Source organism: Arsukibacterium ikkense (assembly GCF_000987775.1).
Taxonomy (GTDB): Bacteria; Pseudomonadota; Gammaproteobacteria; order Enterobacterales; family Alteromonadaceae; genus Alishewanella; species Alishewanella ikkense.
Window position 1 is genome coordinate 52984 of record NZ_LAHO01000001.1, and the last position, 12850, is coordinate 65833.

General features: G+C 51.8%; 12 protein-coding genes. 7 read left to right on the plus strand and 5 right to left on the minus strand.

Annotated elements, in window-relative coordinates:
• Entirely contained in the window at positions 1-1281 is a 1281-nt protein-coding gene (gene thrC, locus WG68_RS00240; protein WP_046555653.1) for a threonine synthase, read from the plus strand.
• Positions 1278-1946 carry a uracil-DNA glycosylase gene (gene ung / locus WG68_RS00245; protein WP_046555654.1) on the plus strand — a complete coding sequence of 223 codons (669 nt, stop codon included), beginning with the start codon at positions 1278-1280 and terminating at the stop codon, positions 1944-1946. The genes thrC and ung overlap by 4 nt, the downstream gene beginning before the upstream one ends.
• 86 nt (positions 1947-2032) lie before the next feature.
• Here ung and WG68_RS19260 read toward each other — a convergent pair whose 3' ends face one another.
• Complete coding sequence (locus tag WG68_RS19260) at positions 2033-2206, minus strand: DUF3545 family protein (RefSeq protein WP_083981749.1); 174 nt, start codon at positions 2204-2206, stop codon at positions 2033-2035.
• Between the two features lie 175 nt (positions 2207-2381).
• Here WG68_RS19260 and WG68_RS00250 point away from each other — a divergent pair, with 175 nt between their 5' ends.
• Both WG68_RS00250 and WG68_RS00255 read left to right on the plus strand, forming a co-directional pair.
• Complete coding sequence (locus tag WG68_RS00250; RefSeq protein ID WP_046555655.1) at positions 2382-3110, plus strand: SDR family NAD(P)-dependent oxidoreductase; 729 nt, start codon at positions 2382-2384, stop codon at positions 3108-3110.
• Positions 3101-3997, plus strand: a complete 897-nt coding sequence (locus WG68_RS00255; protein ID WP_046555656.1) for an amidohydrolase family protein — start codon at positions 3101-3103, stop codon at positions 3995-3997. The genes WG68_RS00250 and WG68_RS00255 overlap by 10 nt, the downstream gene beginning before the upstream one ends.
• 19 nt (positions 3998-4016) lie before the next feature.
• Here the strand turns inward: WG68_RS00255 and WG68_RS00260 are convergent, their stop codons facing one another.
• From WG68_RS00260 to tal, 4 genes are all read right to left on the minus strand, one after another.
• A complete protein-coding gene (locus WG68_RS00260; protein ID WP_046555657.1) occupies positions 4017-5192 on the minus strand; it encodes a mandelate racemase/muconate lactonizing enzyme family protein in 1176 nt (391 codons plus the stop codon).
• Between the two features lie 25 nt (positions 5193-5217).
• Positions 5218-5985 (minus strand): class II aldolase/adducin family protein, encoded by a 768-nt coding sequence (locus WG68_RS00265; RefSeq protein ID WP_046555658.1) that lies wholly within the window; start codon positions 5983-5985, stop codon positions 5218-5220.
• A 154-nt stretch (positions 5986-6139) separates the two neighbouring features.
• Positions 6140-7780, minus strand: a complete 1641-nt coding sequence (gene pgi, locus WG68_RS00270) for a glucose-6-phosphate isomerase (RefSeq protein ID WP_046555659.1) — start codon at positions 7778-7780, stop codon at positions 6140-6142.
• A gap of 57 nt (positions 7781-7837) precedes the next feature.
• The gene (gene tal, locus WG68_RS00275; RefSeq protein WP_046555660.1) at positions 7838-8788 is read right to left on the minus strand and encodes a transaldolase; all 951 of its coding nucleotides are present in this window, start codon (positions 8786-8788) and stop codon (positions 7838-7840) included.
• Between the two features lie 212 nt (positions 8789-9000).
• Here tal and WG68_RS00280 point away from each other — a divergent pair, with 212 nt between their 5' ends.
• The 3 genes from WG68_RS00280 (at position 9001) to WG68_RS00290 (ending at position 12835) form a co-directional block, all read left to right on the plus strand.
• Positions 9001-10617 (plus strand): tetratricopeptide repeat protein, encoded by a 1617-nt coding sequence (locus WG68_RS00280; RefSeq protein WP_046555661.1) that lies wholly within the window; start codon positions 9001-9003, stop codon positions 10615-10617.
• A gap of 60 nt (positions 10618-10677) precedes the next feature.
• Complete coding sequence (yaaA, locus tag WG68_RS00285) at positions 10678-11454, plus strand: peroxide stress protein YaaA (RefSeq protein ID WP_046555662.1); 777 nt, start codon at positions 10678-10680, stop codon at positions 11452-11454.
• Between the two features lie 82 nt (positions 11455-11536).
• Positions 11537-12835, plus strand: a complete 1299-nt coding sequence (locus WG68_RS00290) for an inosine/guanosine kinase (protein ID WP_046555663.1) — start codon at positions 11537-11539, stop codon at positions 12833-12835.
• The last annotated feature ends 15 nt before the right edge of the window (positions 12836-12850 follow it).

Sequence of the window (12850 nt, forward strand, 5' to 3'; positions counted from 1 at the left end):
ATGCAATTAACCAATTTAAAAGTAGCTACCGAGCAGGTGAGCTTTTTACAGGCGGTACGCCAGGGCCTGGGCCAGCAACAGGGCTTATTTTTCCCAACCCACTGGCCAAAACTGGATATCGATGCCTTACTGGCGATGCCGCTGGTTGAGCGCAGCACTAAGATTTTAGCGGCGTTAATAGGTGATGAACTGCCTGAGGCTGAGTTATTAGCGATGGTCGACCGCGCTTTTACTTTTCCGGCGCCGTTAGTCAGGGTAACCGACAATGTCAGTGCGCTGGAGCTGTTTCACGGGCCGACCCTGGCATTTAAAGACTTTGGTGGCCGCTTTATGGCGCAGGCGCTGGCCAAAGCACAACCCGAGCCGACGACTATAGTTACCGCAACCTCGGGTGATACCGGTGCGGCAGTAGCGCATGCGTTTTATCGCCAGAGCGGCGTGCAGGTGGTTATTTTGTTTCCTAAAGGCAAAATTAGCATCTTGCAGGAAAAGCTGTTTACCACCCTGGGCGAAAACATTACTACTTTGGCCGTTGATGGCGACTTCGACCAGTGTCAGGCACTGGTGAAACAGGTGTTTGACAATCAAGCGCTGGTAGCCGAGTTTAATATTACCTCTGCCAACTCAATTAATATCAGCCGCTTGTTTGCGCAAATTTGTTATTACTTTGAAGCTGTGGCACAAGTGCCGGCGGCGCAGCGCGACCAGGTGGTAATATCGGTACCCAGCGGTAACTTTGGTAACCTTAGTGCCGGGCTGATTGCCAAAGCCATGGGCTTGCCGATTAAACGGATGATCGCCGCCACCAATAGCAATGATACTGTGCCACGCTACTGGCAAGGCCAGCAGTGGCAGCCTAAAGCGACAGTTGCCACTCTGTCTAATGCCATGGATGTTAGTGCGCCCAATAACTGGCCGCGGGTTGAAGCCCTGTTAGCGCAAGGCGTGATTAGCCGGGGTGCTATTGAAGCCATAGCGGTAGATGAGGATGACACCCAGTTAGGGGTGCGGCAGTTATGGCAGTTGGGCTATCTGAGTGAGCCGCATGCCGCTGTGGCCTACAAGGCGCTGAAGCGCAGCCTGGCGCCAGACGAGTTTGGTATTTTCTTTGGTACCGCCCACCCGGCAAAATTTAAAGAGCAGGTTGAGAATATCCTGGGCAGCCCCATCGCTTTGCCACCGGCGTTGGCAGCTTGTGCTGCCGAGTCTGGACTTAGTATTGATATTGCGGCAGACTTTGCCGCCTTAGAACAGGTAATCAGGACGTTAAAAAGCACATGACCGACTGGCAGCAACTATTAGGTGAGCAAAAGCAGCAGCCGTATTTTGCGGCGCTGCAGGCAGAAGTAGCGGCAGCCCGCAGTGCGGGTACAGTGATTTATCCGCCACAAGCCGATGTGTTTAACGCCTTTAAGCTGACTGAACTGACACAGCTAAAAGTGGTACTGCTGGGGCAAGACCCTTATCATGGCCCGAATCAGGCGCATGGTCTGGCATTTTCGGTACGAGACGGCGTAAAAGTGCCGCCGTCGCTGGCAAATATTTACAAAGAGCTGGCGCTGGAATATGCCGATTTTCAGGTACCTGCTCATGGTAACTTACAAAGCTGGGCCCAGCAGGGGGTATTGCTGCTGAATACCGTGCTGACAGTGATCGCTAACCAACCGAATTCCCACCGCAAATTAGGCTGGGAGCAGTTTACCGACCAGGTGATAAGCAACATTAGCCAACACTGCGAAGGCATAGTGTTTTTGCTGTGGGGTAGCCATGCCCAGAAAAAGGCCCGGCTGATTGACAGCGCGCGCCATCATATTCTGTGCGCGCCACACCCGTCACCGTTATCGGCGCATCGTGGTTTTTTAGGCTGCGGCCATTTTTTGCAAACCAATAGCTTGCTGCAAGACAGCAACCGCACTGCCATTAACTGGCATTCGGTTTGCCGCTAGCCTGGCTTTGCTGCCCGCTTAGCGACGCCGCAACGCTTTACCGTCAGCTAAAACAGCAACGCCCAATCAAGGATTGGGCGTTGGCGTTATAACTCAATGTCGGCCAGCTCTGGCTCTATGGTCCAGTCTATATCGCATAGCTCTTTTTTCAGACGATGGCGCTCTTTTAACTCTTCAATTTCGCGCCATTTACGCTTCACAGCTTTAGGTTTTGCTGCCGGGCGTTCCAACATGTTCAGTAATTCTTCGAAGCTATCCATAATACGGCCTCTGCTGATGTTGTTGTTATTTTCAACGAAAGTTCTACCACACTTCGTTGCAAAATAAAATAGTTAAGTGACAACAGCGTGACAGTCTTGGAAAATAATTCAAAATTAGCGGGCCGAGCCGATTATTGGCCGTTACAATGCTATAAACCCAGAAAAAGGAGCCGGCATGAAAAAAGTTGCTATCGTCAGCGGCGGAAGCCAGGGTATTGGTTATGCCATAATTGAGACGCTATTAGCGGAGCAGTATCAGGTGTTTAACCTGGACATTATGCCGGGTGGTTTGGGTGAGTACTGCCAGTGTGATATGAGCCAGGTAGCCACCGTTAAGGCCGTTATTCAGCGTATTCTGGCACAAACCGGCCGGGTTGATTTGCTGGTATCCAATGCCGGCCGCCATCTCAGTGCCAATATTGAAGCGACCGACGAAGCTACGCTGGATGCCTTATTTGCCCTGAATGTCAAAGGTGCTTATGCTGCGCTGCAGGCGGTGCTGCCGCAAATGCGGGCGCAGCAAAGTGGTGCTATCGTGCTGATAGCCTCCGATCAGGCAGTGATCGCCAAGAAAAACTCTTTTGCTTATAACCTGAGCAAGCATGCGCTGGCTTCGATGGCCAAAACCACGGCGCTGGATTATGCCGCCTTTAATATCCGGGTGAATGCGGTGTGCCCGGGTACCATTGAAACGCCGTTGTTTCATCAGGCGATAGACCGCTATTGCGCCAAAAGTGGTGCCGATAAGACTGTGGTTGTGGCAGAAGAAGCCGCCTTGCAGCCGCTTGGCCGCTTAGGCCAGCCGGAGGAAGTCGCTGCGCTGGTGGCTTTTTTAGCCAGCGACAATGCCCGTTTTATTACCGGTAGCCTGCAGCTGATTGATGGCGGCTATACGTGTCAGTAAATAGCGGCGAGGTGCTGGCTATCGTCGATCCGCATTTGCATCTGTGGCAACTGAGTGCCGGCGATTACCAGTGGCTGCGGCACAATAATGCGCCGGCCTGGCCGGATAAAGCCTTATTGCAGCAAGATTACGCTGCGCCAGCACTTGAACTGACTGCCCCTTTTCAGCTGGCTGGCCTGGTGCATATTGAAGCGGGTTTGGATAACAGTGCGCCTGCGCGTGAACTGGCCTGGTTGGCGCAGCAAAACATCCCAGTGCCACACCGGGCGGTAGCATTTTTAGATTGTAGCCTGCCAATAGCAAAGGTGCTGGCCAACGTGCAGAAGTTATTGCCGTATCAGCCTGCCGGGGTGCGGCATATTTTCGAAGCTGACGATGAGCGTTGGTTACATGCGCCCCAGCTAAGCCAGATAGCCGCTGAACTGGCCCAACATCAGCTGCTGTTGGAAGTGCAATGTACCCTGGCCAGCGCAAAAAACGTCGCCAGAATTCAACAGTTGGCCGCAGCCTTTCCTGCTTTAAAGCTGGTGCTTAACCATGCCGGTTTAGTCAGGCCTGATGATTTTGCGCGCTGGCAAAAAGGTATGCGCAGCCTGGCGGCGTTGCCCAATGTCGCACTGAAGTTGTCGGGCTGGGAGCTGCTGAGTGCGGGGCGTTATAGTCAGGCCGATCCTGCCTGGCAACAGCAGGTGTTAGCCGCGGTGCTAAGCGAATGGCCGCCACAGCGGCTGATGCTGGCCAGCAATTTTCCGTTATGTTTGTGGCAGGGTAGCTATCAGCAATTGTGGCAGCGCAACTATCAATTACTAACAAACTTAGGGCTGGATAGCACTGGCTGGCAGCACCTAAGTGCTGGCTCAGCCAGGCAGTGGTATGGTTTAACGTAATACCAACAGTGGGGCAGTGTTACTTTATCTCTACCCGTTGCGAGCGCATCACAATCTCATCATTTAACTCAATGCCGATACCAGGGGCTTCTGATACTTCAAAGAAGCCGTTTTTCGGTTGCGGATCCTGAATACAGAGTTCGCGGTTCCACTTTTTAATGGCGTAGGTATGGTGCTCGTGAATTAAAAAGTTGGGTATCGCGGTTTCCAGGTGCAGTGAGGCCGCCGTGGCCACCGGCCCACCGCAAACGTGCGCCTGCACCCGGATATCGAAAATATCGGCATAGTCGCAGACTTTTTTGGTTTCAGTAAAGCCGCCACACAGGCCAATGTCCGGTTGCAGCACATCAATGCTCTGATCTTCAAAATAAGGCCGGAAGGCCCAGCGGTTGTACAAGCGCTCGCCCCCGGCCAGCGGTACCTTGACCTTACGGGCTACCTTGGCATGCAGCGAATGGTTCAGGTAGTTCACCGGCTCTTCATAGAACATACAGTCAAATTCTTCGGCAATGTCGGCAATCTGAATGGCGCTGGTGGCACCAGGCAGGCTGTGGCACTCAAAAATAATATCCACTTCGTCACCGACGGCTTCGCGGATAGCCTGCATCCGCGCGCGGTACAGTTTCATTTCAGCACGGCCAATTATATTGGTGCGATCATAATAGGTGTTACCGTTTTTATCGTACATGATGGGGTCCACTTTCACCGCATCATAGCCATCGGCCACCGCTTTTAACGCCGCTTCAGCATACTGCTCGGGGTGGACCAGTGCTTTAAACTCCGGCCCCCAGTCAAATTGCAGTTGCGAGGCGTAAGTACGCAGCTTGGCATTTACTTTACCGCCCAGTAACTGATACACCGGTACCCCTAAGGCCTTGCCCTTGATATCCCACAAGGCGGTATCAATCGCGCTCATTGCGGCATAAATAACCGGGCCGCCGCCCAAACCCCAGAAACTTTCGCGTAGCATCCGCGACCAGAGCTTTTCGGTTTGAAACGGGTCGTGGCCAATTAAAAAGGCTTCGGCCATTTCTTTAATCATGGCAGCCGCAGCGCTGTGGCCCAGATCATAAGCCAGGCCAGCTTCACCAACACCACTGATGCCTTCATCGGTATGAATGCGCACAAACACCGGGGTCCAGGCGGGGCGTTCGGGGCAATGAATATCAAAAACTTCTACGCGGGTAACTTTCATGCTAACTCCTGTTGGGAAGACGGGGTTACTGGGCAAAACCGGGATCAAGCCGGTAGGCTTTACGCAACATGGCCGGCCAGGCTAACTTACCGCCGGTGCTGCCACTGTGAACGACCTTGGCTTGCTGGCTAATATTATCAACGATGGGCTGGGGCACCGGGATCACCGGTTGGCCACTGGCCTGCAGCGCCAGCTGAATTTCACAGGCGCGCTGTAAATCATAAAAGCGCATAAAGGCATCGCCGACCGTTGGGCCCACTGTTAAGCCACCATGGTTTACCAGCAACATATGGTTACACTGGCCTAAGTCGCTTTGTAAGCGGGCTTTTTCATTCTGGTTGACCGCCAGGCCTTCGTACTGGTGATAGGCCAGCGAGCCTAACGAGAACAGCGAATACTGGCTTAGCGGCAACAAGCCATGCTGCTGGCTCGCCACGGCGATGGTTTCTTTGGTATGCAGATGAATAACACAATGGGCATCGGGGCGCACTTCATGGATGGCACTGTGAATGGTAAAGCCGGCCGGGTTTATCTGAAACGGCGTGTCGTCCAGAATATTACCGGCTAAATCGACCTTCACCAGGTTAGAAGCGGTCACCTCATCAAAGGTCAGACCAAAGGCATTGACCAGATAATGGTCAGTACCCGCTAAACGGGCCGACAAATGGGTATAAATTAAATCGCCCCAGCGATGATGCTCGGCCAGCCGGTAACAGGCCGCTAAATCCAGCCGCAGCTGCCATTCTTCGGCACTGACTTTGTGTTGCAAATCGAGCTTTGGTAAAGGTTGCAAGGCACTAACTCCGGCAAACAGCCAGGCGTGTTGCTGGCAAATAGATGTACAGAAGTCTAAGGGAGTTAGCAGAGGGGATCAATGCAGCTGCGGAAATAAAGTCGCTGTGCCAGAACTGGCGCAGCGACTGAATGACTATTTATGTTGCAGACTACTAGCTTGCTGAGTTCTGTGCCGCTAAAAATTGCTTAATTAAGGCAGCGGTAGAGCTGTCGAAGTTGTTGCTGCCATTGCCGGTGAGTGCCTGATAAATTGGCCCGGACAACTGTTTACCGAGCTCTACGCCCCATTGGTCGAAGCTATTGAGCTGCCAGATGGCGCCCTGACAAAATACCTTGTGCTCGTACAGGGCAATTAACGCCCCTAAATAGTAGGGCGACAGCTCTGGTAGCAGCAGGGTATTGCTGGGTTTATTGCCCGGCGATACCTTGTGCGGCGCAAGGGCAGCGGCTTGCTGCTCAGTCATGCCCTGGGCTACACATTCTGCAGTGGCTTCAGCCAGGGTTTTGCCCTGCATTAAGGCCTGCGTCTGGGCGAAGCAATGCGCCGCCAGCCGGCTATGCTGGTCTTTAAGCGGGTGCTTAACCTTCAATGGCAGAATAAAATCGGCCGGCACGGCTAAGGCACTTTGATGCAACAGCTGATGATAGGCATGCTGGCCATTGGTGCCGGCATCACCCCAAATTACCGGGGCGGTGGCATAGGGCAGGGCGTGGCCTTGCCGATTGACACTTTTACCATTACTTTCCATATCCAGCTGCTGTACGTAAGAGGGCAGTAAGCGTAAATAGTGGCTGTAGGGCAACAATGCATGGGCCTGGCAACCATGACCGTTAATATACCAAACACCGAGTAACGCCATAATTACCGGCATGTTTTCACTAAATGGCGCACTGAAAAAATGCTGATCCATGGCTTCGGCGCCCGCCAACAGCTGCTTAAACTGCTGATTGCCAATCATCAGCGCAATCGGCAGGCCAATAGCCGACCACAGCGAATAGCGGCCGCCTACCCAATCCCACATTGGCAGAATGTTTTTCTGCTCGATGCCAAACTCGGCCGCCGCCGCAATATTGGATGAGGTGGCCCAGAAGTGATGAGCAATCGCTGCTTTGTCGGCACCATGCTCAGTAAACCACTGACGAATAGCCAGGGCATTTTGTTTGGTTTCTTCGGTACCGAACGATTTTGACGCTACCACCACCAGAGTAGTGGCCGGGTGCAAACCGTTTAGAATATCGCTGACCACGGCACCGTCAATATTGCCGGCAAAATGCAGTTTAACCGGGCTGCAGTGATAAGGGGTCAGTGCTTCAACCGCCATTTGTGGCCCGAGCAAGGATCCGCCGATGCCAACCCAAATCAGATCGGTAATCGGGCTGCCCTGATACCCCAGATACTGCTGCTGATGCAGGGTGTCGATTAACGCCGCCATTCGGGCCCGGCACTCGGTAATTTGCTGGCCAATATCTTCGCCATCCAGCATTAAACCTGTTACATCCTGCTGGCGCAGCCGGGTATGCCACACAGCACGTTGCTCGGTGTTATTAATAGCGGCGCCTTGCAGCATTTGCTCACGCAGCTTACTGATATTGCTATTCGCTGCCAGCTGTTGCAGAGCCCGCCAGCTGGCGTCGTTAATCAGATTTTTAGCATAATCCAGGGTAATGCCACAGGCTCGGGTAGTGTAGCGCTGTGCCCGCTGAGCATCGTCTTTAAACGCCTGACGCAAATGACAACTCTCGCTGGCCAGGTGGCTAAGTTCGTTTCGTTGCTCTGTAAAACTGCCCGACATAAGGTGCTCCTGTGCTAGTGACGCTATTATTGACGCTATTATTTATGCTACTGCAGTTTACAGTTGGCCGGCGATCAGCTGCTCCAGTTTGCGCTGGTCAACGGCGAACTTGCGAATGCCTTCGGCCAGTTTCTCGGTAGCCATTGCATCTTCATTTAGCTGCCAACGGAACTCGCTTTCGCTCAGCGCCCGTGGTTTCGCCGTTTTGGCGCCGCCATCAACCAGCTTCACTTCCAGCGTACCGCTTTGCTTGCTTAATTCGTCCAGCAAGCCAGGGCTGATGGTTAAGCGATCACAACCGGCCAGCGCCAGTACTTCACCGATATTGCGGAAACTGGCACCCATCACTACAGTGGCGTAGCCATGTTCTTTATAAAAGTGGTAAATATCGCGTACCGATAACACCCCTGGGTCGGTTTCGGCGCTGTAATCTTGCTGGGTATTGGCTTTGTACCAGTCAAGAATACGGCCGACAAAGGGCGAAATCAGGTAAGCGCCGGCTTCGGCACAGGCGCGGGCCTGCGCCATATGAAACAACAGGGTAAGGTTGCATTGGATGCCTTGCTGCTCTAATTGCCGGGCAGCCTGAATGCCTTCCCAGGTTGAGGCGACTTTGATCAGAATACGATCGGTGCTAACGCCGTTTTGCTGGTACAACTCCACTAATTGCAACGCTTTTGCCACGGTCGCTTCGGTGTCGAAGGATAAGCGGGCATCCACTTCAGTTGATACCCGGCCCGGTACCAGTTTACTAATGGCTGTACCAACATCTACCGCGAATTTGTCACACGCTAACTCCAACACTGCCGCCTGGCCACTGGCATGGGTTTTGGCATAACTGATGGCTGCAGCCAGCATGGGTTTAGCAAACTCGAGCTGGCTGGCATTTAACAGTAATGATGGGTTAGTGGTGGCATCTACTGGCCGGAATTGTTCAATTGCACCCAAATCACCACTGTCTACTACTACAGTGGTCACCACTTTAAGTTGACTTAATAAATCATTCATATTGTTTAATTACCATTTTTTCAAAGTATTTTAGAGATTTTAGCCTTTTTAGGCAATATATGTAGGAATATTACAACAAAAGCATGGCTGCTGGTCATTATCTTGAAAAATCATTGCGCCCAAATCGCTAAATTACTATATTGCCATGGCATGATTAACTGCCATCTCAATCCAGCATCGCAGTCTACCGATCACCATAGCACAGGATGCAAATGATCTTACAAAGCCGGTTCTATAAAAGTAAAAAATTGTTATTGGTAGAAGACTGTGAACCTGTTCGCGCGTCAATTAAGGGCATGCTACAACAAATAGGTTTCGAACAGATTACTGCCGTGGCCGATGCAACGGCGGCACTGGCGCATGCTAAAAAGCAGCAATTTGATTTTATTGTAGCGGATTTTCAGCTCGGTGAGGGCAAAGATGCCAGTCAGTTTTTTGCTGAATTAAAATTACACGGTTGGTTAAAGGCCGGTGCCTGTTTTGCCATTATGTCAGCCGAGCCAATACGTCAGCCGGTGCATGGAATGCTCAGCGGGCTGCCCGATTGTTATTTGTTAAAACCTTTTAGTTATGTTGAGTTAGAGAAAAAGCTGGCCAAAGCGTTTCAAACATCTATCGCACTGCGTAAAATTTATCAGGCGGCGGCCAGTGCCGATTATCAGGAGGCCATCACTCAGGCCGATGAGGTGGTTAAGCAACACCCCAGCTTAACCTTACAGGCGCTGCGTTTAAAAGCGGAAGTAATGTTGGCTGCGGGCGATGGTAAAGCTGCGCTGGGTTTATACCAGTATGTTTGTCAGCAACGCGATTTTAGCTGGGCCCGTTTGGGCCAGGCTATAGCCTTGTTGCAACTGAGCCGATTTGCAGAAGCGGCCACACAGTTGCAAGAGCTGCTGAAGCAAGAAGAGTTGCGGCCTGAAGCCTTAGCCTGTCTGGTGCAGCTGGCGTTATTACAGGGCGAGTTGCAAGAAGCAAAAGCCTGGGTGCTGGAGCTGTTACGAATTAACCCTACCGACAATATTTATCAGCAATATTACGGCAATCTGCTGCATTTGCTGGGCGATGATGCTGCAGCGATAGCCTATTGGCAAAAATTGTTGCAGCAATATCGGTTTTCGGCCTTTGATCATATCGAACCCTACCTGGCGTTAGGCCGCAGCCAGCTGCTGGCGGCTCAGCAAGCCGATTTAGCAAGCTATAGCCCCCTGATAAAACAGTTTTTTGATACTGTGCAAAGTATTCCGCTCAAACTGTTAACAGCGCCGGGTGCGGTACAGCAAAAAATTCAGCTGGCCCAGGGTTATTTATTACAGGGTGACGGGGCTAAGAGTGCTGCACTGCAGGCGGAGATCGCCGCTTTTGACGGTAGCTTGCCGCTGAGCAGTATGCTGGACCTGGTCAGGTATCATGTTGCTTGTAATGATAGCATGGCGGCGGGCGAACTGCTGAAACAGGCCAATCTGCTTGCCGATACCCTGAGCAAAAACTGCCAGGGCCTGGCCCCGCTGGTTGTGCAGCACTTTACCACGATGTTAAAGGCTAGCAATCAGCAACTGCGGCAATGGCAACAGCAGGGCGGGCAGCAGTTGCAGGCAGATAAACCCAAAGCGGCCTTGCAGCTGTTACGCAGTGCCTTTTTGCTCTGCCCGGCGCATAGCGCAACATCGCTGCAGCTGCTGCAAGCGCTTGCAATGTTGCCGGGGCATAAAGCGTTAAAACCGTTAGCCAGTGCGGTATTGCAGCTATTAAATACTAAGGCACTCAGTAGTAGCGAACGCAGTAAATTAACCGAATTAACCAACAGCTTGCCTGAGCTGTACCTGGACTAAAGGGCGCGTTGTTGCGTAGCAACTGTTTACTTCACTCATTTTGCAATACAGGTAATGTTTATGTTGATGGTAGTTTCCCCGGCCAAAGATCTCGATGCCAATCCCATTTCACTTGAGCTTGCGACCAGCATGCCCGCTTTATTGCCGCAGGCCAGAGAGCTGGCAGCTATTTGCAAACAACTGAGTCCGGCTGAGCTGGGCTCGCTGATGCATATCAGTGATAAGCTGGCCGGTTTAAACGCCGCCCGTTTTAGCCAGTGGCAGCCGGATTTTACCGAACAGAATGCCAAAGCCGCGCTGTTTATGTTTAATGGAGATGTCTATCAGGGCCTGGATGCGGCCAGCCTGAGCACGCCGCAGTTGCAGTTTGCTCAGCAACACTTACGTATTTTAAGTGGTTTGTACGGTGTGCTGCGGCCACTGGATTTAATGCTGCCATACCGGCTGGAAATGGGTACTAAATTAAAAAATGCTGCGGGTAATGACTTATATGCGTTTTGGCAGCAGCAAGTGACTGCTAACCTGAATCAGCAACTGACTGATTTGAATGCTGAGGTCCTGTTAAATCTGGCTTCTCAGGAGTATTTTAAAGCGGTAGTACCGAAAGCGCTGCAGGCCAGGGTGATTACCCCGGTGTTTAAAGACTATAAAAATGGCCAGTATAAAATAATCAGCTTTTATGCCAAAAAGGCGCGCGGCTTAATGGCGCGCTATGTTATTCAGCAACAACTTACTGATGCGAAAGCCATTACCAGCTTTAATCTGGCTGGGTATCGCTATAGCAAGGACGATTCAACGGCCGATAAGCCGGTTTTTTTACGCCAGCAGCCAGAATAATTCAGTAAAGACGCAACAAGGCGCTTAGGCTTTGCCAACATGTTTGCTAAAATAGCTGTCTGTTTGTTGTTGAGCCTTTAGCATGAAATTTCCCGGCCTGCGTAAAATAAAGCACTACTTTCCTGTTTCTCAGCCTAAGCCGCAATTACCCAGCTTTGAGGTGCGGCCTGAGCTGGATACCTATATCGTCGGCCTGGACCAAACCATTGTTGATGTGGTGGCCAGTGTCAGCGACGATTTTCTGCAGCGTTACGACATTCAAAAAGGCTTATCTAACCTGGTGGAGCATGCCAAAGCCAATGTTATTTATCAGGAATTGGTGGCGAAGCAGGCAATATCAGATCACTTTGCCGGCGGTACTATTGGCAATACTATCCATAACTACTCGGTACTGGCAGACGATAAATCGGTATTGCTGGGCGTGATGTCAGCCAATATCGCCCTGGGTTCACCGGCCTATCACTATGTTTGTCATACCAGCTCGAAAGTGGATATGAACCATTTACAGGGCGTAGCCGGCGATATTGGCCGCGGCATTACCATGATCACCCCGGACGGGGAACGGACTTTTGTAATTGACCCCAGCGACATGGATCAGCTGGAACCGGATTATATCCCCACTGATATTATTGCTGCGGCGTCTGCTTTTGTGGTTAGCGCCTACCCGCTGCGTGCCAGCGGCCAACCCATCCAGCAGGCAATGCACAAAGCCCTGGAAGATGCCAAAGCGCATCAGGTGCCGGTGGTAATGAGCCTGGGTACCCGCCATTTAGTGGAAGAAAACCGCGAGCAAATTATCAGTACCATTAAAAATTACGTCAATGTGCTGGCGATGAACGAACTGGAAGCCGAAGCGCTAACCGGTTTTAGCGACCCGTTAAAAGCCGCAGAAGCCATTCTGGACCACACTGATATGGTGCTGATCACCGCCGGGCCAGAGGGCTTGTATTTATGCGGCCATACCGATGATAGCGTAAAGCGCGAAAGCAGCAACCCGATTAAATCAGCCAGCCTGGCTGATTTTAACCTGTACGAATTCAGCCGGCCGATGCTACGCCAGTATTGCCAGCAGCCATTAAAAGTATATTCGCATATCGACCCTTATCTGGGCGGGCCGGAGCGGATTAAAAACACGAATGGCGCCGGTGATGGCGCCTTGTCTGCTATTTTACATGATATGGCGGCCAATCATTTTCATAAGCAGGTGCAACCCTTATCGGGCAAGCATGAAATGCCGTATCTGGCGTATTCCAGCTTCGCCCAGATTTGCAAATATGCAAACCGGGTCAGTTATGAAATTCTGGTGCAGAATGCCCCGCGCTTATCCAAAGGCTTACCCGAGCGGGAAGATAGCCTGGAAGAAGCATACTGGGAGCGGTAATTCGGAGCGGTTTCG